Origin of the sequence: Ensifer sp. M14 (assembly GCF_003355565.1) — a bacterium.
Classification (GTDB): Bacteria; Pseudomonadota; Alphaproteobacteria; order Rhizobiales; family Rhizobiaceae; genus Ensifer.
Genome location: NZ_QJNR01000018.1, coordinates 193,010 through 216,675, shown reverse-complemented (window position 1 = coordinate 216,675; position 23,666 = coordinate 193,010). Strand labels below are relative to the sequence as shown.

Annotated in this window: 25 protein-coding genes; 18 read left to right on the top strand and 7 right to left on the bottom strand. The window is 61.5% G+C overall.

The features are described from left to right. Positions 1-30 precede the first annotated feature (30 nt). Genes BLJAPNOD_RS33470 through BLJAPNOD_RS33460 form a run of 3 tightly spaced genes read left to right on the top strand, consistent with a single transcriptional unit; the run spans position 31 to position 2,884 of the window. Complete coding sequence (locus tag BLJAPNOD_RS33470; RefSeq protein ID WP_077504781.1) at positions 31-582, top strand: MaoC family dehydratase; 552 nt, start codon at positions 31-33, stop codon at positions 580-582. Positions 583-590: 8 nt separating this feature from the next. Then, a complete protein-coding gene (locus tag BLJAPNOD_RS33465) occupies positions 591-1,751 on the top strand; it encodes a CaiB/BaiF CoA-transferase family protein (protein ID WP_115423185.1) in 1,161 nt (386 codons plus the stop codon). Next, positions 1,748-2,884 (top strand): ABC transporter substrate-binding protein, encoded by a 1,137-nt coding sequence (locus BLJAPNOD_RS33460; RefSeq protein ID WP_115422990.1) that lies wholly within the window; start codon positions 1,748-1,750, stop codon positions 2,882-2,884. Before BLJAPNOD_RS33465 ends, BLJAPNOD_RS33460 begins: the two co-directional genes overlap by 4 nt. 210 nt (positions 2,885-3,094) lie before the next feature. Here the strand turns inward: BLJAPNOD_RS33460 and BLJAPNOD_RS33455 are convergent, their stop codons facing one another. Next, positions 3,095-3,931, bottom strand: a complete 837-nt coding sequence (locus BLJAPNOD_RS33455) for an amidohydrolase (protein WP_115422989.1) — start codon at positions 3,929-3,931, stop codon at positions 3,095-3,097. Between the two features lie 116 nt (positions 3,932-4,047). Beyond that, entirely contained in the window at positions 4,048-4,836 is a 789-nt protein-coding gene (locus BLJAPNOD_RS33450; protein WP_077504778.1) for an IclR family transcriptional regulator, read from the bottom strand. Between the two features lie 206 nt (positions 4,837-5,042). Between BLJAPNOD_RS33450 and BLJAPNOD_RS33445 the strand changes: the two genes are divergently transcribed. The 14 genes from BLJAPNOD_RS33445 (at position 5,043) to BLJAPNOD_RS33380 (ending at position 18,471) form a co-directional block, all read left to right on the top strand. Next, entirely contained in the window at positions 5,043-6,323 is a 1,281-nt protein-coding gene (locus tag BLJAPNOD_RS33445; protein ID WP_244611213.1) for a sugar ABC transporter substrate-binding protein, read from the top strand. A 177-nt stretch (positions 6,324-6,500) separates the two neighbouring features. Continuing rightward, positions 6,501-7,397 carry a sugar ABC transporter permease gene (locus BLJAPNOD_RS33440; RefSeq protein ID WP_077504776.1) on the top strand — a complete coding sequence of 299 codons (897 nt, stop codon included), beginning with the start codon at positions 6,501-6,503 and terminating at the stop codon, positions 7,395-7,397. Beyond that, positions 7,397-8,263, top strand: coding sequence for a carbohydrate ABC transporter permease (locus BLJAPNOD_RS33435; protein WP_025428739.1), 867 nt, complete (start codon positions 7,397-7,399; stop codon positions 8,261-8,263). Before BLJAPNOD_RS33440 ends, BLJAPNOD_RS33435 begins: the two co-directional genes overlap by 1 nt. Before the next feature lie 4 nt (positions 8,264-8,267). Beyond that, entirely contained in the window at positions 8,268-9,365 is a 1,098-nt protein-coding gene (gene ugpC / locus BLJAPNOD_RS33430; RefSeq protein ID WP_077504775.1) for a sn-glycerol-3-phosphate ABC transporter ATP-binding protein UgpC, read from the top strand. Between the two features lies 1 nt (position 9,366). Next, positions 9,367-10,479, top strand: a complete 1,113-nt coding sequence (locus BLJAPNOD_RS33425; protein ID WP_115422987.1) for a mandelate racemase/muconate lactonizing enzyme family protein — start codon at positions 9,367-9,369, stop codon at positions 10,477-10,479. A gap of 11 nt (positions 10,480-10,490) precedes the next feature. Continuing rightward, positions 10,491-10,841, top strand: coding sequence for an L-rhamnose mutarotase (locus BLJAPNOD_RS33420; protein WP_077504773.1), 351 nt, complete (start codon positions 10,491-10,493; stop codon positions 10,839-10,841). Then, positions 10,834-11,913: a Gfo/Idh/MocA family oxidoreductase gene (locus BLJAPNOD_RS33415; RefSeq protein WP_115422986.1), complete on the top strand. Its 1,080-nt coding sequence runs from the start codon at positions 10,834-10,836 to the stop codon at positions 11,911-11,913. The genes BLJAPNOD_RS33420 and BLJAPNOD_RS33415 overlap by 8 nt, the downstream gene beginning before the upstream one ends. Positions 11,914-11,915: 2 nt before the next feature. Then, positions 11,916-12,362: a MaoC/PaaZ C-terminal domain-containing protein gene (locus BLJAPNOD_RS33410; protein WP_077504771.1), complete on the top strand. Its 447-nt coding sequence runs from the start codon at positions 11,916-11,918 to the stop codon at positions 12,360-12,362. Between the two features lie 10 nt (positions 12,363-12,372). Further along, positions 12,373-13,107 (top strand): SDR family oxidoreductase, encoded by a 735-nt coding sequence (locus BLJAPNOD_RS33405; RefSeq protein WP_115422985.1) that lies wholly within the window; start codon positions 12,373-12,375, stop codon positions 13,105-13,107. Between the two features lie 25 nt (positions 13,108-13,132). Then, the gene (locus BLJAPNOD_RS33400; protein WP_115422984.1) at positions 13,133-13,978 is read left to right on the top strand and encodes a fumarylacetoacetate hydrolase family protein; all 846 of its coding nucleotides are present in this window, start codon (positions 13,133-13,135) and stop codon (positions 13,976-13,978) included. 21 nt (positions 13,979-13,999) lie between these two features. After that, positions 14,000-15,277: an L-fuconate dehydratase gene (locus BLJAPNOD_RS33395; protein WP_077504768.1), complete on the top strand. Its 1,278-nt coding sequence runs from the start codon at positions 14,000-14,002 to the stop codon at positions 15,275-15,277. Between the two features lie 233 nt (positions 15,278-15,510). Then, positions 15,511-16,488: a C4-dicarboxylate TRAP transporter substrate-binding protein gene (locus BLJAPNOD_RS33390; RefSeq protein WP_077504767.1), complete on the top strand. Its 978-nt coding sequence runs from the start codon at positions 15,511-15,513 to the stop codon at positions 16,486-16,488. A 160-nt stretch (positions 16,489-16,648) separates the two neighbouring features. Further along, positions 16,649-17,161 carry a TRAP transporter small permease gene (locus tag BLJAPNOD_RS33385; protein ID WP_077504766.1) on the top strand — a complete coding sequence of 171 codons (513 nt, stop codon included), beginning with the start codon at positions 16,649-16,651 and terminating at the stop codon, positions 17,159-17,161. After that, positions 17,158-18,471 (top strand): TRAP transporter large permease, encoded by a 1,314-nt coding sequence (locus tag BLJAPNOD_RS33380; protein WP_077504765.1) that lies wholly within the window; start codon positions 17,158-17,160, stop codon positions 18,469-18,471. The genes BLJAPNOD_RS33385 and BLJAPNOD_RS33380 overlap by 4 nt, the downstream gene beginning before the upstream one ends. A gap of 46 nt (positions 18,472-18,517) precedes the next feature. Here BLJAPNOD_RS33380 and BLJAPNOD_RS33375 read toward each other — a convergent pair whose 3' ends face one another. Then, entirely contained in the window at positions 18,518-19,813 is a 1,296-nt protein-coding gene (locus tag BLJAPNOD_RS33375) for an MFS transporter (RefSeq protein ID WP_077504764.1), read from the bottom strand. Positions 19,814-19,851: 38 nt separating this feature from the next. Continuing rightward, positions 19,852-20,247, bottom strand: a complete 396-nt coding sequence (locus tag BLJAPNOD_RS33370) for a MarR family transcriptional regulator (RefSeq protein WP_077504763.1) — start codon at positions 20,245-20,247, stop codon at positions 19,852-19,854. A gap of 241 nt (positions 20,248-20,488) precedes the next feature. On the opposite strand from BLJAPNOD_RS33370, the gene BLJAPNOD_RS33365 reads away from it, so the two are divergent. Then, positions 20,489-20,716: a DUF6500 family protein gene (locus BLJAPNOD_RS33365; protein WP_077504797.1), complete on the top strand. Its 228-nt coding sequence runs from the start codon at positions 20,489-20,491 to the stop codon at positions 20,714-20,716. Positions 20,717-20,836: 120 nt separating this feature from the next. On the opposite strand, the gene BLJAPNOD_RS33360 is transcribed toward BLJAPNOD_RS33365, so the two are convergent. From BLJAPNOD_RS33360 to BLJAPNOD_RS33350, 3 genes are all read right to left on the bottom strand, one after another. Then, positions 20,837-21,823, bottom strand: a complete 987-nt coding sequence (locus BLJAPNOD_RS33360) for a TerC family protein (protein ID WP_077504762.1) — start codon at positions 21,821-21,823, stop codon at positions 20,837-20,839. Between the two features lie 169 nt (positions 21,824-21,992). Continuing rightward, positions 21,993-22,883 carry an SDR family NAD(P)-dependent oxidoreductase gene (locus tag BLJAPNOD_RS33355; protein WP_115422983.1) on the bottom strand — a complete coding sequence of 297 codons (891 nt, stop codon included), beginning with the start codon at positions 22,881-22,883 and terminating at the stop codon, positions 21,993-21,995. Next, on the bottom strand, positions 22,880-23,665 hold the full coding sequence (locus tag BLJAPNOD_RS33350) for a hypothetical protein (RefSeq protein WP_077504760.1): 786 nt from the start codon (positions 23,663-23,665) through the stop codon (positions 22,880-22,882). The genes BLJAPNOD_RS33355 and BLJAPNOD_RS33350 overlap by 4 nt, the downstream gene beginning before the upstream one ends. Between the last annotated feature and the right edge of the window lies 1 nt (position 23,666).

Here is a 23,666-nt window from a genome sequence, read left to right as displayed (position 1 = left end):
CGCTCACACGAATCGGCGCAGGATCTTCCCATGAATGAATTCTCGCCAACGGTCGGCGTCTCGACGACCCGTCCTTCGGACATGCCGGAGGATCACGCAGCCCTGCCGGTGTGGAACGCTGAAAACTGGTTCTACGAGGATTGGCCCGTCGGTCAGCGCATCCGATCGCTGCGCCGGACGATCTCGGAGAGCGACAGCCACCTGTTCAATACGCTGGTTGTCGACATCCATCCGTATGTTCAGGACCAGATGTTCGCTGAGCGCGAAGGCATCTTCGGCCGTCGCCTGGTGGCCGGCGCCTTCGTCTTTTCGGCCGGCCTCGGCCTCGTCGCCACGAACTGCGTCAACGCCTTCTCCTACGGCTACGACAAGCTGCGCTTCATCAAGCCGGTGTTTCTCGGCGACACGATCTACACAATCCGCACCAACATGGACAAAACACCGCGCTACAAGGAGTTGGGCCTGATCCGGGCCAGCTATCAGGTCTTCAAGAACGAGGGCGAGCTGGTGCTCTATTGCGAGCATCTGCAGACGGTGAAGTACAACAATCCCACCGACTTCGTCGGCAAGACAGAGAAATAAGAATGACGATGCACGAGGAAAACGAACTGCCACTTGCTGGTCTTGTCGTCGTCGACATGAGCCAGTTTCTCTCCGGCCCCTATTGCTCCCTCAGGCTGATGGACCTCGGCGCGCGGGTCATCAAGATCGAGCGCCCTGACGGCGGCGATCTTTCGCGCCGTCTCTATTTGAGCGACACCGAGATCGGTGGCGATTCCACCATCTTCCACGCGATCAATCGCGCCAAGGAGAGCCTGGCAATCGATCTCAAGGACGAGGCTGACGTGGCTGCGCTGAAGGCGTTGCTTGCCAAAGCGGACGTCCTGATCCAGAATTTTCGCCCCGGCGTGATCCAGCGGCTCGGCCTCGACTACGAAGCGGTGCGGGCGATCAACCCGCGTATTGTCTACGCCTCGATCAGCGGCTACGGCGAGGAAGGGCCCTGGGTCAGGCGGCCCGGCCAGGACCTGCTGGCGCAGGCGCGTTCCGGCGTGATGTGGCTGAACGGCGATGAGGCGCAAGGGCCGGTTCCCTTCGGTCTTGCGATTGGCGACATGCTCGCCGGCGCTGCCGCGGCTCAAGGCATTCTTGCCGGCCTCGTTCGCCGCGGCATCTCCGGCAAGGGCAGCCTGATCGAAACGAGCCTGCTCGAAGCGCTGGTGGATTTCCAGTTCGAGGTGCTGACGACCCACCTCAACGACGGCAGGCGGCTGCCCAAGCGCTCCGATTTCCGCAGCGCCCACGCCTATCTCTCGGCCCCTTATGGCGTCTATCCTGCCAACGACGGTTACCTCGCCATCGCGATGACGCCGATCCCCAAGCTCGCACAGCTTTTGGAGATGCCGCAGCTAGCGCCCTATTGCGACGAGCCGTCGTCGTGGTTTTCGGCACGCGACGAGATCAAGGCACTGATTGCGGAGCGCATCAGTGGCAACACGGTCGATCATTGGCTGGCCGTGCTTGAGCCGGCCGACATCTGGTGTGCTCGCGTGCTGAATTGGAACGAACTGCTGGAGAGCGACGGTTTCCGCATGCTCGACATGCTGCAAACGGTCAACCGCGAAGACGACGTGTCGATCCTGACGACGCGGTCGCCGCTCAGGGTCAATGGCCGGCGCGCTCAGGTCGACCGCGCCGCGCCGAGGATCGGCGAACACAGCGCCTCGATCCGCGAGGAGTTCGGTCTATGAACGTCGCTCTCAAGGGCATGACCTGGAGCCATCCGCGCGGCTACGACCCAATGGTGGCCTGTTCAAAGCTCTGGCAGGAAAAGACTGGCGTCATCATTCACTGGGAGAAGCGCTCGCTGCAGGATTTCGAGACTTTTCCGGTCGAAGAGCTGGCAAGGGCTTACGACCTGATCGTCATCGATCATCCGCATGTCGGGCAGATCACCAATGAGGGGTGCCTCGCGCCGCTCGATGTGCCTGGTCGAGAGGCTGAACGCTCAGCACTCGCAGCCGGCTCCGTCGGGCAATCCTATTCGAGCTATGCCTGGAAGGGACGCCAGTGGGCCTTCCCGATCGATGCAGCGACACAGGTCCAGGCCTGGCGTCCGGATCTTGGCGATCGAGTGTCGACGTGGTCCGATATGCTGGAACTCGCACGCAAGGGGAAAGTCCTGCTGCCGATGCGGCCGCCGCATTCGCTGATGAGTTTTTACACACTCTGCGGCAATCTCGGCCATGCTTGCGCCGTGGATGGGCGGGCAGACCTCGTAGACGCCGATGGCGGCGTCGTTGCCTTCGAAATGCTCTCCGAGCTCGTCTCCCTGATCGATCCCGCTTGTTTCGAGATGGACCCCATCGCTGTTCTTGAAGTCATGTCGGCCCCGGGCGCAACGGCTGTCTGCGCGCCGCTGATCTACGGCTATGTCAGCTACTCCGTCGCCAGCTTCCGACCGTCGCTCGTCCGGTTCGGCGACATCCCGGTCGCGGGCCCGAACGGCCCGGCAGGCTCAGCGCTTGGCGGAACGGGTATCGCCGTGTCCGATTTCTCCTCCAACATCGCGGCCGCGACCGACTTTGCCTATTGGGTCGCAAGCGGCGAAGTTCAGCGCCAGGCCTATGCCTTTGGCGGCGGCCAGCCGGGACATGGCGACGCCTGGGACGACGATGCCGTCAACGCGGCGACCGCAGACTTCTATCGCGCGACCCGTGCAACGCTTGAAACTGCCTGGGTGCGGCCTCGACACGATGGCTACATGCCATTCCAGCAGGCAGCCTCGGATCGCATCAATGACGGGCTCTTGCGCAAGGAAAAAGCGAGGGTCGTCGTCGACGATCTCAATCGGCTGTTCGCCGAAAGCTTCGTCGCGGGGTAAAGCGAAACACCGGGGATGAGCGTTCGGCTCATCCCCGGTGTCCATGGAAAATCCGCTCCTGCTGTTTCAATGCGTCGAGTTGTCGGCGGTCACAATCGATTGGCCGACGAACACGCGCCTACTCGAAGGACTGCAGCGGTCTGTGCGGGGCAGCCGGAACGCGCGGCGGCGTATAGAGACCGCAGATAGGCGCTGGGCGCCGCTCCCTGTTTATCCGAGATTCCAGATCCTACGCGCGTTGGCCGAAAGCAGCTTTGTCCGCTCATCCGCGCCGCAGCCATGGATCAGCGCATGGGTGGTCGCGACCCAGGTCGAAAGATTGCCGCCGAGCGTACACACTGGCCAGTCGCTGCCCCAGACCACGCGATCCCAACCGAAGGCCGCAATCGTATGCTCGACATAGGGCCTGAGCGTTTCGACAGTCCAGCTTTCATCTGCATAGGCAACGACGCCGGATATCTTGGCGACCACATTCGGCCGCTTGGCGATCTCGCTCATGTGGTCACGCCACGGATGCTCGGCGCCGCCCCGAATATCGGGAACGCCGCAATGATCGAGCACGAACTGCAGGTCCGGCACCAGATCGGCAAGGGCGATGGCCTTGGGAATCTGGTGTGGCAGGACGCAGAGATCGAAGGTGAAGCGGCTACCGGCAAGGCGCCTGATGTTTTCGCGGAAGACGGCGCCTTCCGACAGCTCGTCCGGGACCACATGCAGAACGCGGCGAAACCCCTTGACGAAGGGGTTGCCCACCTGCCGCTCGAGATAGGCTGCAAAGCCATCGGCCTCCGGGCGACACGCGGCAATTGCGCCTTTGAGCAGGCTGTCCGGTCTTTGCGATAGCTCCCGGACCTCCGACGTCTCCAGGTCCATCTCGCCGGGATCTACATCGACTTCCATGTGCAGCGCCGTCTCGATGCCGACACGCCGGGCTTCCGCCTCGTAGGTCGAATAGAGGAAGTCCCGATCCAGTGCCGGCACGCCCGCCAGCCAGGGGTATGTCAGGGCGGACTTGTTGATGAGATGAAGATGTGTATCGACGATCACGATGCGGTCTCCTCCGTATGTCTTACATTCCCACAAGAGAAGAAATCATTCAAATAAGAAATACGTATCGAGCCGCGATCTCGACCGTCCGATGCCAGGCGTAGCCTGCTCCCTTTTCATTCCGTCGATTGCGCCACATCCGACCCCGCAAGAACCGAAAGTTGGGTCGCAGCGCTGCGCAGGAGCGAGATCGTCTCGGTGATATCGGGAGCCGATGGCGCATTGACCAGCGCGATATAGGGAATGGTCAATGCGGCGATGCCGCGGCCATCCGGGCCGAGAATGGGTGCCGAGAGGTTGTAGACGCCGGCCGTCTGGGCGCTCGCCATCATCTCATAGCCGCGCTCGCGGATCTGGTCGAGCCGCGCATAGAACTCCGGGCCGAGCGAGATCTCGTCCTTGCTGCGCGCGTGCTCGGCGATCATCATTTCGCGTTCCTCTGGTGTGCGGAACGCAAGCAGGATGTGACCGGAGCCGGTATCGAACAGGCTGATATGGGAGCCGACCCGGATCGAGATTCCCCAGTAATCCGGCGCTTCCTGCTGGGCGATGACCACCGCCGAACCGCGATCGAACACGGCGAGCTGATTGGCTTGCTTCGAGCGCTGCGCAAGGTCGCGCATCAGCGGAGTCGCATAGGAAGCGAGACGCCGCACCGGCGCGTGAAGCTGGGCGAGGCCGAACAGCTTCAGCGTCAGCGAGTAGCGGTCGCCATCGATGCGCGTGACATAGCCGCGGCGCACGAGCCGGTCGAGCATCCGGTAGAATTCGTTCGGGCTGCGGTTGAGCCGCTTCGAAATCTCTGCCTGCGTCAAACCGCCATCGACGCTTGCCAGCAGTTCGAGAATATCAAGTCCCTTGTCGAGCGCGGGGGCGCGGTAGCGATCGGACTCTTCGGTGTCCATGAGCGTCCTCCTTAGTGAATATGAATATCCATATACGCAGAGAAAGCCGCCGACAAAAGAAAGTTGACCCTTGACGGGTGATAAAATTGTTGTTTGTATATGAATTAGTTTCTCACAAATGAGAAATGCGTGCCGGGATGAGGGCGCGCTTCAGTGGAGGAGAGGTTATGAACAGGCTGCTTTCCGGCGTATCGGCCGGAGTCATCATGCTTGCCTGCGCAGTGGGAGCGGCCAATGCCGCGGAACTGCCGGGCAAGTTCGAAGGCATCACCATCGACGCCAAGCTGATCGGCGGACAGCAATACGAAAAGCTCTATGAGCGGATCGCGGAATGGGAAAAGGCGACCGGCGCCAAGGTCAACATCCTGTCGAAGAAGAATCACTTCGAACTCGACAAGGAGATCAAGTCTGATATCGCCACGGGCGGCATCAGCTGGTGCGTCGGTTCGAATCATTCCTCCTTCGCGCCTCAGTATCCAGACATCTATACCGACCTTCTCGCGCTGCTGCCGCCGGAAGAGGTCGCGAAATTCGTTCCTGCGGTGATCGACGCCTCGACGCTCGGCGGCAAGCTCGTCATGCTTCCGCGCGCGCAGTTCGACGTCTCGGCGCTCTATTATCAAAAGAGCCTCTACCAGGACGACGCCAAGAAGGCAGCGTTCAAGGAGAAATACGGCTACGACCTGACGCCGCCGGATACCTGGGCCCAGGTCAGCGACCAGGCCGAGTTCTTCGCTGCACCGCCGAATTTCTACGGCACACAGTTCGCCGGCAAGGAAGAGGCCATCAACGGCCGCTTCTATGAAATGCTGGTCGCCGAAGGCGGCGAGTATCTCGACAAGGACGGCCGTCCGGCCTTCAATTCCGAGGCTGGCATCAAGGCGCTCGACTGGTTCGTCAAGCTCTACAAGGACAAGGCCGTTCCTCCGGGCACGACCAACTACCTCTGGGACGATCTCGGCCAGGGTTTTGCGTCCGGTTCGATCGCCGTCAACCTCGACTGGCCTGGCTGGGCGAGCTTCTTCAACGATCCGAAGTCGTCGAAGGTCGCCGGTAATGTCGGCGTCAAGGTTCAGCCTGCCGGGTCTTCGGGCAAGCGCACCGGTTGGTCCGGTCACCACGGCTTCTCCGTCACCGAGGATTGCGCCAACAAGGAGGCGGCAGCGTCCCTCGTCTGGTGGCTGACCAACGAGGACAGCCAGAAGCTGGAATCGGCGCCAGGCCCGCTGCCGACGCGCACTGCCGTCTGGGAATACAACATCAAGGCAGCCGAAGGCGATGCCTACAAGACCGAGGTGTTGCAGGCCTTCCAGGAAGCGGCAAAGCACGCATTCCCGGTTCCGCAGACGGCAGAATGGATTGAAATCTCCAACGCCGTCTATCCGGAACTCCAGGCCGCCATCCTCGGCGACAAGACGTCGAAGGAAGCGCTGGATAGCGCCGCCGAAAAGGCGACCGGCATCCTGGAAGACGCTGGAAAGCTCTGATCTGAGATAAGGAAGGCGGCGCCGATACGAAGGTGTCGGCGCCGCCTTCGACGTTAACGGCATAATCTCTGAGGTCGAACTTGATCCAGGAAATATGTCGAAAGTTTAAAGTCTTGCAGCGTCTTTCTCGTGTCACGCCTGACGCGCGGCGCTACAATGTCACCTCAGGAATGCCTGATGAAGCTCAAGAAACTGTCCGCGCCGGTCCTTCTGTTGCTGCCGGCCTTTGTCGTGCTGGCAGCGGTCATCGTCGTGCCGTTGCTCTTCTCCTTCTATTCGAGCTTCACGCCGTTCCGGCTGACCAAGCCTGAAACGCTCTGGATCTTCGTCGGCCTGCGCAACTACATCACTGTGCTCAGCAACTGGGATTTCTGGGTTGCCTTCGGCCGCACAGTCCTTCTTCTCACTGTCGCGCTGAATACGGAGATGCTGCTTGGCCTCGGCCTCGCGCTCCTCGTCAACAAGGCGACGCACGGCCAAAGGTTGCTGCGCACCATCATGATGTTCCCGATGATGTTTTCACCGGTGCTCGTCGGCTTCCAGTTCAAGTTCATGTTCAACGACAACATCGGTTTCGTGAACAATGCGCTGCAGTCGCTTGGGCTGACGGATCGTGCGATACCCTGGCTGATCGACGGCAACCTCGCGATGATCTCGATCATCATTGCCGAAGTCTGGTCGTCGACGGCTGTCTTCGCGATCCTCATTCTTGCCGGGCTCCTGGCGATGCCGAAGGATCCGGTCGAGGCGGCGCATGTCGATGGCTGCACGCCGTGGCAGACCTTCCGCTACGTCACCTGGCCCTATCTCATGCCGTTTGCCTTCATCGCCATGACGATCCGTTCGCTCGATGTCGCCCGCGCCTATGACATCGTCAAGATCATGACCGATGGGGGACCTGCCAAGCGCACCGAACTGCTATGGACCCTGATCGGCCGCACGGCCTATGCCGACGCCCGCATGGGGATGGCGAACGCCATGGCCTATGTCGCCATCCTCCTGTCGATCGTCTTCACCGTCTATTTCTTCCGCAAGCTCGCCGCCGCGCGCCAGCAGATCGGAGCCGAGTGGTAATGGATATCAATTCTTCGCATCGTCTGCGTCGGCGTCTCCTGAAGACGGCGCATCTGATCGGTCTGTTCCTCGCAATGGCCGTGATCTGCCTGCCCGGCCTCTGGATCGTGTTGTCGTCGCTGCGGCCGACCGTCGAGATCATGGCCAAGCCACCGGTCTGGATCCCGGAAAGCATCTCGCTCGACGCCTACCGCGCCATGTTTGCCGGCGCGGGCCAAGGCGGGGTCCCCGTCTGGGACTATTTCCGCAATTCGCTGATCATCTCGGTGACATCGACGGTGATCGCTCTGGCGATCGGCATGGCCGGTGGCTACGCCTTTGCCCGCTATCGTTTCAAGGCGAAGTCGGCGATCTTCCTCGGCTTCATGCTGACGCGAGCCGTGCCCGGGATCGCGTTGTCGCTGCCGCTGTTCATGATCTATGCCCGCACCGGCATCATCGACACGCATTTCTCGCTGATCCTGACCTATGTTGCGCTGAACGTGCCCTTCACCATCTGGTTGATAGACGGCTTCTTCCGCCAGGTGCCGAAGGATCTGGCCGAAGCTGCCCAGATCGACGGCTGCACACCCTGGCAGGCTTTCTGGCAGGTGGAGTTTCCGCTTGCCGGTCCCGGCATCGCATCCGCCGGCATCTTCGCCTTCCTCACATCCTGGAACGAATATGCGCTGGCCTCGCAGATCACCCGCTCGGTCAACTCGAAGACCCTGCCGGTCGGCCTGCTCGATTACACCGCCGAGTTCACGATCGACTGGCGTGGCATGTGCGCGCTCGCCGTTGTCATGATTGTCCCGGCGCTCACGCTCACCTTCATCATTCAAAAGCACCTCGTTTCGGGCCTGACCTTCGGCGCGGTGAAAGGATAAATTCATGGCTCCTGTCACCCTCAGGAAACTGGTCAAACGCTATGGCGCGCTCGAAGTCGTTCACGGCATCGATCTCGAGGTGAAGGACCGCGAGTTCATCGCGCTGGTCGGGCCGTCCGGTTGCGGCAAGTCGACGACGCTGCGCATGATTGCCGGCCTCGAAGACGTCAGCGGCGGCGCCATCGAGATCGGTGGTCGCGCGGTCAACGACTTGCCACCGCGCGCCCGCAACATCTCAATGGTTTTCCAGTCCTATGCGCTCTATCCGCATATGACGGTCGCCGAGAACATGGGCTTCTCGCTGAAGATCGCCGGCCGCTCCGCCGACGACATCAAAGCACGTGTCGATGAGGCCGCAGCGATCCTCGATCTCGGCCATCTGCTCGAGCGCCGGCCGTCGCAACTCTCAGGCGGCCAGCGCCAGCGCGTGGCGATGGGCCGCGCGATCGTGCGCCAGCCGGACGTCTTCCTGTTCGACGAGCCGCTGTCGAACCTCGACGCCAAGCTGCGCACCCAGGTGCGCACCGAAATCAAGAAGCTGCATGCCCGCATGCAGGCGACGATGATCTATGTAACGCATGACCAGGTCGAGGCGATGACGCTTTCCGACCGCATCGTCATCATGCGCGACGGCCATATCGAGCAGGTCGGAACACCGGAGGAGGTGTTCCAGAAGCCTAAAACCAAGTTCGTTGCCGGCTTCATCGGTTCGCCGCCGATGAACATGGACGAGGCCATCGTCGACAATGGCCAACTGGTGTTTGCAAGCGGTGTCCGGCTGCCGATTCCGCCGCGGTTTGCCGGTGCTCTTCGCGCCGGCCAGAAGGTGACGTTCGGCCTTCGCCCGGATGATATCTACCCAACGGGCCACGGCCTTCACGCCGGCGATGCCTCGGCCGTGCACGAGGTCGATCTGCCGGTCACCATCACCGAGCCGCTCGGCAACGAGACGCTGGTCTTCATCCAATTCAATGGTCGCGACTGGGTTTCGCGGATGCTCAACCCGCGTCCGTTGCGCTCGGGCGAAAGCGTGCGCATGAGCTTCGATCTCTCCCGCGCCCATCTCTTCGACATCGACACAGGAAAGGCTCTGGAAGGCTGACATGGCAAGGATCGAAAAAATTGAACTGCGCATGGTCGATCTGCAGCCGAAGGTGAAGCGGACCGACGCGATCCAGAGCTTCGTCAGCCAGGAAACCCCGATCGTCACCATCACGGATTCCGACGGCGCCACGGGCACCGGCTACAGCTACACGATCGGCACCGGCGGATCCTCCGTCATGCGCCTTCTGTCCGACCACCTCGTTCCGATCCTGATCGGCGAGGACGCCGATTGCATCGAGGCCATCTGGCACAAGATGGAATTTGCCACCCACGCCACCACCATCGGCCCGATCACGGCGCTGGCGCTCGCCGCCGTCGACGTGGCGCTCTGGGATCTGCGTGCCAAAAAGCAGAACCTGCCGCTCTGGAAGCTCGCGGGCGGTGCGAAAGACAATTGCCCGCTCTACACCACCGAAGGCGGCTGGCTGCATATCGAAAAGGAAGCCCTCGTCGAGGACGCGCTTCAGGCCAAGGCCAAGGGCTTTTCCGGGTCGAAGGTCAAGATCGGCAAGCCGCACGGCTCCGAGGACTATGATCGTCTGTCGGCGATGCGCAAGGCGCTCGGCGACGGCTTCGAGATCATGACCGACTGCAATCAGGGCTTTACCGTCGACGAGGCCATCCGCCGGGCGGCGCGCCTGAAGGAACTGGATCTCGCCTGGATCGAGGAGCCGCTGCCAGCTGATGATCTCGACGGCCACATCCGCCTGACGCGTTCGACGCCGACGCCGATCGCGGTTGGTGAGTCCATGTATTCGATCCGGCATTTCCGCGAATACATGCAGAAGGGCGCCTGCTCGATCGTCCAGGTCGACGTCGCCCGCATCGGCGGCATTACACCGTGGCTGAAGGTGGCGCATGCGGCCGAAGCATTCGATATTCCCGTCTGCCCGCACTTCCTGATGGAGCTGCATGTCAGTCTCGTCTGCGCCGTGCCGAACGGCAAATATGTCGAGTACATTCCGCAGTTGGACGAACTGACGGAGAAGGGCATGGAGATCCGCGACGGCCGCGCCATTGCACCATCCGAAGCCGGCATCGGTATTGCCTGGGACTGGGACGCGGTGAAGGCACGCTCGATCGACGAGTTCACCCGGGAATTTGCGAAGTAGGGGAGATCGTCATGCAACGGATGGGAATGGTCATCGGCCTTCAGCCGGAAAAGATCGCCGAGTACAAGGCGCTGCATGCCGCCGTCTGGCCGGAGATCCTGGCGCTGATCTCCGAGTGCAATGTCACCAATTATTCGATCTTCCTGAAGGAACCGGAGAACCTGCTCTTCGGCTACTGGGAATATGTTGGCGACGATTTCGCCGCCGATATGTCGAAAATGGCCGCTCATCCCAAGAACCAGGAGTGGTGGTCGGTCTGCATGCCCTGCCAGAAGCCGCTCGAAACGCGCGGGGATGGCGAGTGGTGGGCAATGATGGAAGAGGTTTTCCATCATGATGGGAAGGTTTCCACTCGTGACTGATCGTTTCGACCCCGCATCGCTGCAGCAATCCTGGCCGGTGCCCGAAAAGCCGCGGCCGATCGTCATCTTCGGCGCGGGCAGCATCGTCGGCGATGCGCATCTGCCGGCCTACCGCAAGGCAGGCTTTCCGGTCGCCGGCATCTTCGATCCGGACGCAGATAAGGCGGCAGCGCTTGCAGCCGAATGGGGTGTTGGGGCGTTTGCGACCGAAGCCGAGGCGCTGGCGACCCCCGATGCAATCTTCGATCTGGCGACGCCACCGGCTGCGCACGCTGCAATCCTGTCGAAACTGCCGGCCGGATCAGGCGCTCTGATACAGAAGCCGATGGGTGGGGACCTGACGGCAGCTACGGAAATCCTCAACATCTGCCGTGACCGGCAACTGGAGGCAGCGGTCAATTTCCAGCTGCGCTTTGCCCCGATGATGCTGGCGCTGCGCGATGCGATCGCCAAGGGCCACCTCGGCCAGGTCGTTGATTTCGACGCATGGCTGGCGCTCGCAACGCCGTGGGGTCTCTGGCCCTTCCTCAAGGGCCTGCCGCGCATCGAGATCGCGATGCACTCGATCCACTATCTCGACCTGATCCGCGGGTTGCTCGGTAACCCAGAAGGTGTTCACGCCAAGACGATCGGTCATCCCAATCACGCGGTCGCGCAGACCCGCACGGCTGCCATTCTCGACTATGGCGACAGCGTGCGCTGCGTGCTTTCGGTCAATCACGACCATGATTTCGGCCGCAAGTTTCAGGCCTGCGAGTTCCGCATTTCGGGAACAGAGGGCGCTGCCTATGTCAAGCTGGGCGTCAATCTCGATTATCCGCGCGGCGAGCCTGACGAACTCTGGATCCGGCCGGCCGGCGGCAGCGAATGGGTGGACGTGCCGCTCAAGGGCGCCTGGTTCCCGGATGCGTTCGGCAATCGCATGGCCAATCTGCAGCGTTTCGTCAGTGGCGAAGACCAACATCTGATCGGCTCCGTCGATGACGCCTGGCAGACAATGGCGCTGGTAGAGGCCGCCTATCAATCCAGCGCGCGACCCGCAACGGCGATCGCCCCACTTCCCGGACGGTGACGATGTCAGAGCAGACAATCCATTTCGAAGACTATGAACTTGGCCATGTCAGGCTGACCTCCGGCCGGACGATCACCGAGACCGACTTTGTCGTTCATGCCGGACATACGGGCGATTTCTTCCCGCACCACATGGATGCGGAGTTCGCCAAGACCTTGCCCGGCGGGCAGCGAATTGCCCATGGCACCATGATCTTTTCGATCGGCGTCGGCCTGACGGCCTCGCTGATCAACCCGGTCGCCTTTTCTTATGGCTACGATCGGCTACGGTTCGTGCGTCCGGTTCATATCGGCGACACCATCCGCACCCGCGTGACGATCTCCGCCAAGGAGGACGATCCTAAGCGGCCGAAGGCGGGGCGTATCGTCGAACGGTGCGAAGTTATCAACCAGCGTGGCGAGGTCGTCCTTGCCGCCGACCATATCCTGGTCGTCGAACGCAAAGCATGAGGGGTCAACAATGACAACGGGTCTTTCGGGTAAGGTCGTCCTTATCACCGCCGCCGCCCAGGGCATCGGCCGCGCCACGGCACTTGCCTTCGCCAAGGCGGGCGCGAAGGTGCATGCCACGGATATCAACGTCGAAGCGCTGGCAGCACTCGCGGCCGAAGCAGCGGTCGAAACGCATCGGCTCGACGTTCTCGATGCCGGCGCCGTCGAGGCGCTGGTCGCCAAGATCGGCCAGGTCGACGTGCTCTTCAATTGCGCGGGTTTCGTGCATGCCGGTTCGATCCTCGACATGAAGGATGCCGACCTCGAATTCGCCTTCGATCTCAACGTCAAGGCGATGATCCGCACCATCCGCGCCGTGCTGCCGGGCATGCTTGCACGCAAGGACGGGTCGATCATCAACATGGCTTCGGTCGCCTCGAGCATCAAGGGCGTGCCGAACCGCTTTGCCTATGGCATGACCAAGGCGGCCGTCATCGGGCTCACCAAATCCGTCGCCGCCGACTATGTCGCCGACGGCATCCGCTGCAACGCCATCTGCCCCGGTACGGTCGAAAGCCCGTCGCTGCAGGACCGCATGCGGGCGCAGGGCGATTACGACGCGGCGAGAGCCGCCTTCATCGCGCGCCAGCCGATGGGCCGGATCGGCACGCCGGAAGAGATTGCCGATCTCGCGCTTTACCTCGCGGGCGCCACCTATACCTCCGGGCAGGCCTATGCCATCGATGGCGGCTGGACCATCTGAGCACTCACATCAGGGATAGAACATCATGAAACTTCTTCGTTATGGCGCACCAGGACAGGAAAAGCCCGGCATCATCGACGCCGGCGGCACACTACGCGATCTCTCGGCTCACGTCGCAGATTTTTCGGGCGTGGCTCTGGATCCGGATGCGCTCGCAGCCCTTGCCAAGCTTGACCTCTCAAGTCTTCCGGCCGTCGCCGGCAGCCCGCGCCTTGGCCCCTGCGTCACTGGTACCGGCAAGTTCATCTGCATCGGCCTCAACTATTCCGACCACGCCGCCGAAACCGGCGCGACCGTTCCCTCCGAACCGATCATCTTCATGAAGGCGACGTCGGCCATCGTCGGCCCGAACGACGACCTCGTCATTCCGCGCGGCTCGGAGAAGACCGACTGGGAAGTCGAACTCGGCATCGTCATCGGCCGCAAGGCGAAATATGTCAGCGAAGCCGAAGCCCTCGATTACGTCGCCGGCTATTGCACGATCCACGACGTGTCGGAGCGTGCGTTCCAGATCGAGCGCCAGGGACAGTGGACCAAGGGCAAGTCCTGCGACACCTTCGGCCCGACCGGCCCCTGGCTGGTGACGAAGGAAGAAATCCCGGATCCGCAAGATCTGCCGATGTGGCTCAAGGTCAATGGCGAGACGATGCAGAACGGTTCGTCAAAGACCATGGTTTATGGCGTTGCCTATCTCGTATCCTACCTGTCGCAGTTCATGTCGCTGCAGCCGGGCGATATCATCTCGACCGGTACACCCCCGGGTGTCGGCATGGGCATGAAGCCGCCGCGCTACCTCAAGGCCGGCGACGTCGTCGAACTCGGCATTGAAGGCCTCGGCGCCCAGAAGCAGTCCGTACGCGCGGACGACTGATTTATACATATTGGAGCTAACATGACCCGCATCACCGATCTGCGCGTCTTCGATCTGCGCTTTCCCACATCGCAGAGCCTTGACGGTTCCGATGCCATGAACCCGGATCCCGATTATTCCGCGGCTTATGTCATCCTCGACACTGATCAGCCCGGATTGGCGGGCCATGGCCTGACGTTCACGATCGGGCGGGGCAACGATATCTGCTGCATGGCGATCAAGGCCATGCAGCATCTCGTCGTCGGCAAGGATACGGCAGAAATCCTCGCCAATCCCGGCCGGTTCTGGCGGCATCTGACCAGCGACAGCCAGTTGCGCTGGATCGGCCCGGAAAAGGGGGCCATCCATCTCGCCACCGGTGCCATCGTCAACGCGATCTGGGATCTGCTGGCGAAGGAAGCCGGCAAGCCCGTCTGGCAACTGGTCGCCGACATGTCGCCGGAAGAGATCGCCGACATCGTCGACTACCGCTATATGACCGACGTGCTGACCCGCGACGAAGCCGTGGCGATCCTGAAGCGTGCCGAGGCAGGTAAGGCCGATCGTATTGCAACGCTGAAGAGCGAAGGCTACGCCTGCTACACAACGTCGGCCGGCTGGCTCGGCTATGACGACGAAAAGTTGCGCCGACTGGCGCAGGAAGCGATCGACCAGGGCTTCAACCACGTCAAGATGAAGGTCGGGCGCGATCTCGCCGACGACATCCGTCGCTTGACCATTGCCCGCGAAGTCATCGGACCTGATCGCTACCTGATGATCGATGCCAACCAGGTCTGGGAGGTCGGCGAAGCAATCGACTGGGTCAAGCAGCTGGCCTTTGCCAAGCCGTTCTTCATCGAGGAGCCGACCAGCCCCGACGATGTCGCCGGCCATCGCAAGATCCGCGAAGCTATCGCTCCGGTAAAAGTCGCGACCGGGGAGATGTGCCAGAACCGTATCATGTTCAAGCAGTTCATCGCCGAAGGCGCGATCGACGTCGTCCAGATCGATTCCTGCCGCATGGGCGGGCTGAACGAAGTGCTGGCGGTGCTGCTTGTGGCGGCCAAATACGAGCTTCCGGTGTGGCCGCATGCCGGCGGTGTTGGGTTGTGCGAATATGTTCAGCACCTGTCGATGATCGACTATATCGCGGTGTCGGGCACGAAGGAGGGCCGTGTGATCGAGTATGTCGACCACCTGCACGAACACTTCCTTGAACCGTGCGACATCCGCAATGCCGCTTACATGCCGCCAGAGCGCCCAGGCTTTTCGATTGAGATGAAGCCGCAATCCATTGAGGATTACACCTTCCACGGCTAGTGGCCCGATAGACGCGATATTCATATATAAGTTGTGAATTCAGATTGATTGTTTGAAGCCGCCGCGGATTCCCGCGGCGGCTTTGTCATTTCTCGCGTCATCGACCGGCGCGAAGGGGCGCGGACGCGGATGGCACCGAGACATTCCACTTGACGCTCGCGACTCATTCGTAAATAACTTATTCATTCGCTTATGAATGAGTTCCGGAGGGGAGTCCGGATGAGGAGGATCCAATGAAGAAGTTCGTGCTCGCGGCTGCCATGGCCGCTCTGTCCTATTGCGGTAGCGCCAATGCGCAGGAATACAGCCTGCGGTTTTCAACCTCGCAGGTGAATCCCAACGAACCGATCGTGAAAGCGATGAAGACCTTCTCCGAGCGGGTCGAGAAGCGCTCCGAGGGACGCATCGCCATCACAGTGATGACCGGTGACCAGCTCGGCGCGCAGAAGAAGGTCAACGAGATGGTGATGAGCGGCGCGAGCCTGCTCAGCGCCACCGACTATGGCCAACTCGGCCAGTTCGTGCCCGACATGTCGATCCTCGCCGGCCCCTACGTTTATCCGAGCCTTGAGGCCACGGACCGGTTGTTCGCATCGGATCTCTACAAGGAGCTGTCCGGCAAGCTCGAGGCGCAGGGCATCAAGATCATCATGCCGAACGGCCTCTTCGGCTACCGCCACATCATCTCGAACAAGCCAGTTCGCAGCCCCGCCGATCTTGCCGGCGTGACCATCCGCGTGCCGTCCTCGCCGATCATGATGGCGACCTTCGGCAGCTACGGCGCGCGCCCGACGGAACTGCCCTGGGGCGATGTCTACAATGCGCTGCAGACCGGCGTCGTCGACGCTGCGGAAGGCCCGTTCGGCTCGATCGCCGGCGCGAAGCTGAACGAGACCCGCAAGGTGGTATCGAAGACCGGGCACCAGATCATGTTCACGGCCTGGGTGGCCTCCAGCCAGTTCTTCAACAGCCTGCCAGAAGATCTGCAGAAGATCCTGCTCGAGGAAGGCCAGACGATCGCCAAGGAATTGACTGAGATGACGCTCGAAACCGACGATGCCTATGCCAAGCAGCTGGCCGATTCCGGCGTCGAGATCGTCACCGACGTCGATGTGCCTGCCTTCGTCGAGGCATCGCGTGTGGCCTACGACAAGGTCCCGAACATCACTCCGGGGATCTACGATCGCGTCCAGAAAGCGATGATCGAGTAAGGCGGGCAACTCGCCCTCTGCTGCCAGTCCGGCGTCGACGCGAACGCCGATACACCATCGGCAGATAATCTCACAGACGATGTGAGACCGGCACTACCAGCCGAAAATGGGTGGCGCGTGACGCCACCCGCACCCCTCTCTTCAAATGACCGAGGCCTCAATGGAAACCTCACACCCACAGGAAGAGACCATTCCTCTTCTCAGCCTGCGCCGTGCCGACGAGGCGATCGGTGTCGTCGCCCTTATCGTCATCGTCTTCTCCATCCTCTGGGGCGTCGTCAGCCGCTACATCTTCCCGCAGCCGGCAGCCTGGACCTATGAGCTGGCGATCATGGCGTTTGCCTATCTCGTGTTTTTCGGCGCCGTTGCCGGCGTACGCCTGGGCACGCATGCGGCAATCGACGTGCTGGTCACGGCCTTGCCCGTCAGCTGGCAGAAGGCGATTGCCTGGTTCAACTACCTGTTGCTTGCCGTCTTTTTCCTTGTGATGACAGTGCTGTTTGCTTGGCAAGCCTGGACGTCGCGCCAGGTTCATACCATCGCGCTCGACCTGTCGCGCAGCCTCTCCTATGGCCCGCTCGCGCTCGCATCCGCCGGCATGTTTGTCCAGCACCTGATCGTCGAGAGACCGTGGACCGCCCGGGTTCATCGCAATGTGGAATCGCTGATATGACCTTCTTTCATCTTGCCGGACCGTCGCTGCTGGTCGTCGTGCTCTTCCTGCTGTCGACGCCGATCACCTGGGCGATGGCGATCGGCGCACTGGCCTTCTTCCTCATCAACATGGACATGATCCCGCTCGCCAACTTCGCCCAGGAAATGGCCGAAGGCAGCCAGTCGGTGTCGCTGCTGGCATTGCCGCTGTTCGTGCTTGCCGGTTGCATCATGAACGCTTCGGGCATCACCCGTCGTCTGCTCAACCTCGCCGACGTGCTCGTGGGCCACATGACCGGGGCGCTTGCCCAGATGTGCACCGTGCTCGGCACGCTGCTCGGCGGCCTGACCGCGTCTGCCAACGCCGATGCGGCAATGCTGGCCAAAACACTCGGCGTCGAAATGTCGGAGCGGGGATATAGCCGCGCCTTTGCCGCGGTCATCACCTCGTCGGCTGCGATCATCACCAGCCTGATCCCGCCTTCTATCGGCTTGATCGTCTATGGTTTTCTTGCAGAAACGTCGATTGGACGCTTGTTTGCGGCGGGCGTGGTCCCCGGCCTTGTGCTGGCCAGCGGGTTGATGATCACCACCTATTTCATTGCCAAGAAGCGCGGCTACAAGCCGCTGCGCAAGGAGCGGGCAACCCGTGCCGAAGCCATGAAGGCCCTCGTTGACGGCCTGTGGGCGCTGTCGATCCCCGTCGTCATCTTCGTCGGCACCCGCTACGGGCTGTTCACGACCACGGAAGCCGGGGCGGTCGTCGTCGTCTATGTGCTGTTCGTCGCCGTCTTCGGTTACCGCGAGTTCACCATCCGACAGATCCCCGAGGTGCTTGCTGAGTCAGTTCGCGATTCCGCAGTCGTCATGATCATGATCTGCGCGGCTGCCGCCTTCGGTTTCTACCTCGCCTGGGAGCAGGTGCCGCAGGCGATGTCCGGCTGGCTTGGGGCCGCGACCGACAATCCGCTGTTGATGCTGCTTCTGATCAACCTGCTGCTGATCGTCATCGGCACGGCAATCGAGGGCTCGGCGGCATTGATCATCCTGACGCCGATGCTGATCCCGATCATCGACGGCGTCGGCATCGACCGCGTGCATTTTGGCGTCGTGTTCATCACCAACCTGACCATTGCCGGCATCACGCCGCCGGTCGGCGGTCTGATGTACATCTCATCGATGGTGCTGAAGGTTCCGATGATGGCCTATGCCCGCGAGGTGCTGCCTTACCTCGGAATGATGATGGTGCTGTTGGTGCTGCTCAGCATGTTCCCGCAGATTTCGCTGTGGCTGCCGAACCTCGTCTACGGGACGACGGCAGTTCAATAGGTTGTTGCCGGTCGCAGATGAAATCTGCGGCCGGCAAACACAAGCCTCATGCCGCCTGCGGCACCAGGGTCGCTGGCGCGCGTTTGCCGATGGTCAGAACCAGCATCGCTGCAACGATGCACAGCAGCCCGGCGGCAATGAGCGCCGGCGTGTAGGTCTCAAGCGACGTGCGGCTGGCACCTGCGAGGAACGCAGCACTTGCCGCGCCGAGCTGGTGACCGGTGAACACCCAACCGAAGACCAAAGCCGCCCGTTCCGCACCGAAGCGTTCGGCCGACAGCTTTACCGTCGGCGGTACTGTCGCGACCCAGTCGAGGCCATAGAAGATGGCGAAAATCGACAAGGTGTAGAAATTGAAGCCGCTGAACGGCAGGAACAACAGCGACAATCCGCGAAGGCCGTAGAACCAGAAGAGCAGCCAGCGATTGTCGTAGCGGTCGGACAGCCAGCCGGAAAAGACCGTGCCAACGAGGTCGAATACGCCGATCAGCGCCAGCAAGCCGGCCGCGCTGATGGCGGCGATGCCGACGTCGCCGCAGATCGACACCCAATGCATCTGGATCAGGCCATTGGTGCTGAAGCCGCAGACGAAGAAGGTTGCAAACAGCACCCAGAACGTGTTCGTCCGGGCGGCATCCCGCAGCGCCATCAACGGCGAAAGTAACAGGGCTCCGAAGCGTTGCTTTTGCGCCGGGGCGGGCACAATCGTGCGGCCGCCATAAGGCGCCAGGCCGACGTCCGCGGGCCGATCCTGCATGAAAAGCAGTACGAGGATGAAGGCGAAGGTGAGAACCGCGATGACGACGGTCAGCGCCGTGCGCCAGCCGATCGCCTCGGTGAGAGAGGCAAGCAGCGGCAGGAACACCAATTGCCCGGTGGCATTGCTGGCGGTCATCAGGCCGATGACGAGGCCGCGCCGCTGGTCGAACCAGCGGGTTGCGATTGTCGCGCCAAGCACCAGCGCGGTCATGCCCGTGCCGACACCCAAGACCACGCCCCAAAGGGCCACCATCTGCCACAACTCGGTCATGAAGAAGGACGCGACGATGCCGCTGACGATCAGAATGAGCGCCGAGGAGACGACCTTCCTGACGCCGAAATGGTTCATGAAGGCCGCCGCGAACGGCCCCAGCAGGCCGAACAGCACGAGGCGGATAGCAAGCGCAAACGAGATCTCTGCATTCGACCAGCCGAATTCGGTTTCGAGCGGTTTGATCAGGACGCCGGCGGACCCCATCGCTCCGGCTGTCGCCAGCATGACGAGGAACGTGACGGCCGCGATAGCCCAGCCATAATGGATGTCGCGTCTGGCGAGATAGCGCGCAAGCACCGGTCCGAACATCGGCCATTTCCTTCCATCGATCGATTGTGTTGAATGTGTCAGAGAGCCTGTAGCAAGGCGGTCAGTTGCCTGGACGCGTCATCGCCGAGTTTCGTCTCGATCGCCGTCTGAACTCCGTCCCAGAGTGGTGCGCCGTCCTTGAGGGCCTGCCGCCCCTTGTCGGACAGTTCGACGGCCGTTTCCCGCTGATCCTGGCCGTTGGTCATCGCAACCAGCCCCATCTTTTCCAGGACCTTGACGTTCCGGCTGACCGTCGAGCGGTCGAGTTCGGTTCGCTGACCCAGATCCGTCAACGAAATCGGCTCGGCCCGCTGGATATTTCTGAGCAGGCTGAACTGCGCGAGATTGACGCCAATCGGCGCGAGCGCTTCGTCATAGAGCGTCGTCACGCGTCTCGAGGCCTTCCGCAGGAGGATGCAATAACAATAGGACATGATGCGTGTATATACACGCAAATCATCGACGTCAAGTTCGACGGGGCGCGGGGAGGCGAAGAAAGATTGACCAGGAATAATCCGGAAATGCCACCGATGATCTGTGCAGCGCTGGAAGCACGGATTGCACCGTCCGACACGTTATGCCTAACCCTTTGAATGGCGAGAGGCTCTTTTATCGAGCAGGGGCGAAGGCATGCCCATGGAGAAGGTCGTCAGCAAATCGAATAGGAGCCCGCTCATGAGAGCTGCCTTGCAACGAAAGATATTGGAAGTTTGCGATCGGAAGATCGCGGAAAAAGGATTGGGCGTCGGGCTCTCGTTCTATGCCTTCTTTGCCAACAAAAACGACGATCCGGAATTGCTGATGGAGGCGGCCGAGTGGTGGATCAGAACCCACCGACTCGATCACTTCGAGAAGGCGACGAAGGTGCGTGCCTTGGTCGTCGCGCTGGGCGACGAGGCATAAGACCCATAACCCATAAACGCGAACCGCGGGCGCATTTTCGTGCACCCGCGGTCCGGTCATTGTCACTGACGGGGATTGGCCGCCCTTTCGGGCAGCCTCCTGGCCTATGGAGTACGAAGATTACTCGGCCGGAACCGGTTCCCCACGCGTCTTGACCAGGCTCCAGATCACGCCGCTTGCGATGATCGCGAAGGTGATGCCCAGCGAAAGAGCCGCCGGGAATTTTTCGAGGCCGACGAGATCGGCAACGAAGACCTTCGAGCCGATGAAGATCAGCACCACGGCAAGCGCCGGCTTCAGGTAGCGGAAACGGTGGATCATTGCGGCCAGAGCGAAATAGAGCGCCCTGAGGCCAAGGATAGCGAAGATGTTCGAGGTGTAGACGAGAAACGGGTCGGTGGTAATGGCGAAGATCGCAGGCACCGAATCGACGGCAAAGATCACGTCAGCGACTTCGATGAGCACCAGCGCCATGAACAGGGGCGTGATGAACCACACCAGCTTGCCGCTCTTCGGATCCGCCTGCTTGACGAAGAAGTGTTCGCCGTGGTGGCTCTCCGTCACGTTGAAGCGGCGGCGCATGAAGCGCACCAGTGCGTTGTTGGAGATGTCGGGCTCAGCTTCCTTCATGAACAGCATCTTCAGGCCGGTCACGATAAGGAAGGCAGCAAAGATATAGAGCAGCCACGAAAACTCGGCGACAAGTGTCGCACCGACACCGATCATAATGGCGCGCAGAACGATAACGCCGAGGATGCCCCAGAAAAGCACCCGGTGCTGGTAGAGGCGTGGAACGGCGAAGAATGAGAAAATCAGTGCGATGACGAAGACGTTGTCGAGTGCGAGCGTCTTTTCGACGACGAAGCCGGTCATATAGGCAAGGCCGGCATCGGCACCGAGATACCACCAGACCCAGCCGCCGAAGGCGAGACCGAGCGAGATGTAGAGCGCGGAGAGCTTGATGCTCTCGCCGACTTCGATCTCCTTGTTTTCCTTGTGCAGGACGCCAAGGTCGAAGGAGAGGATGGCGATGACCAGCGTGATGAAGCTGAGCCACATCCAGACTGGTTTGCCCAACCACTCGATAAACAACAGGGAAGTATCCACGGAATAAAGCTCCGCCGGCGCAGATGTCGGATAAGGTCCGACATCGCAAAAGCGCCGGAAGCTCTCGCCAGAGGGGCCCGGACCAGCGGGTTGTTCGCTAGGTGGGGGAGCGCGGGCCGCACTTCAAGTGCCGCGCAGATTTTTTTATGCGTCGGCGTTGCCAATCATTTCAGCGGTTTCCGGGGCTTTGTCGCAACTCGGCGCTGCGCGAACGGCCCCCGCAGCAATCCTTGAACTTGATACCGGAACCGCAGGGGCAGGGGTCGTTGCTGCGTCGCTGCAATCGACCGATCAGGGGCAGCATGATTGCAGATGGCAGCCACGCGGCTGCAAAGGCAGCCAGCTTGGCGGAGATGCCGGGGATGACCAGGCGTCGCCCCGCCTTGAAGCCGCGCCACGCCCGCTCGGCAACGTAATCCGCATCGACCCTTGGCAACACCTTGAAAAGCGTTACGCGATCCGCGCCGGAGCGGCGGAGGAATTCTGTCGCAACCGGTCCGGGAGCAACGCATGTCACCGTGACGCCGGTGCGGCGCAACTCCTGGTGGAGAGCGAAGGAGAACGACCGCACGTAACTCTTGCTGGCGTAATAGAGCGCCATGCCCGGGCCGGGCATGAAACCGGCGATGGATCCGAGGTTAAGCACGCCGCCACGGCCGCGCGCCACCATTGCCGGCAGGAAATGAAGCGACAAGTCGGTAAGGGCGCGTATGTTGAGGTCAATGATCCCCAGCTGTTCGGGGACGGGGAGCGTCGTTGCGCCCCCACGCAAACCATAGCCGGCGCTGTTGACGAGCACATCGCATGACAGTTTGTTTGCGCTCAGGAAGCCCGCCAGACGCACGGAAGCATCGGTCGAGAAGAGATCGAGCTCGAGCGTGAAGGCTTCGCCACCAGCCTCGCGAATTTCGCTCGCCGCTGCCGCCAGATCGTCAAGGGAGCGTGCAACCAGAACGATCGGGGCCCCGTCGCGCGCAGCGACTTTGGCAATCGCCCTGCCGATACCGCGTGAGGCTCCAACGACCACAATTGCCAGACGGGGTTCATCCAGTGCCGTCATGTGGTCTTCCGTGAAAGTGTTGCTGCGGGAACCGCTGCGCCGAGAGCCTGGCTCGACATTTCCTCAGCGACATCACCGTTGAGGATCGCTTCGAAACGCTCAAGCGCGCGGGCAACATTGGCGCCGTCCATGACCCGGTGGTCGTAGTGAATGCGTACGGTCACCGTACCGTCCTCCGCGATACGACCGTAGTTGAAAATGGTCGTGAGGGGGGTCAGCGGGTTGAGTGATTCTGCCCCGAGGCCGGAATAGACCGACAGCTGGAACGTGCCGAAATAGTGCGCTCGCCGTGACCCCATATTGAGGCCAAGCCACATGAGCAGCCAGCGGATTGGCCCTGGTGCGCGAGCGATTTTCAGGGCGCGTCGGAATTCCTTGATTTCTGTCACCGGTCGCGACCGCGCGTCATCGATCAATGCGGCAAGTTCAGGGATAGACCGGCCTTCCGGACATTTGATCTTGCTCAACAGGACAGCCCGCTCGCCCTCGTACTCGCGCTCATGGGCGATGGAGGCGACGCTTTCGGGATATTCGTAGAGCTGGGGCCACGGAAGTTTGACGTATGCACGCCGGAACTCCGGCGTCTCCCGGCAAAGAAGCGCATATCCCTTCAGGAAAAGGACGGTCCAGGACGGCCTGTTCGACTGCGCCAGCCTGGCCTTTTGCAGGGGATCGAGGTTCATCTGCCGTTGGACGGTGACGCGCGGAACCCCGATCGAAAACCGCATCAGGTCGCAGACAAGGCGCCTAGGCACCGAAAGCTTGATGGCTCGGCCTTGCATG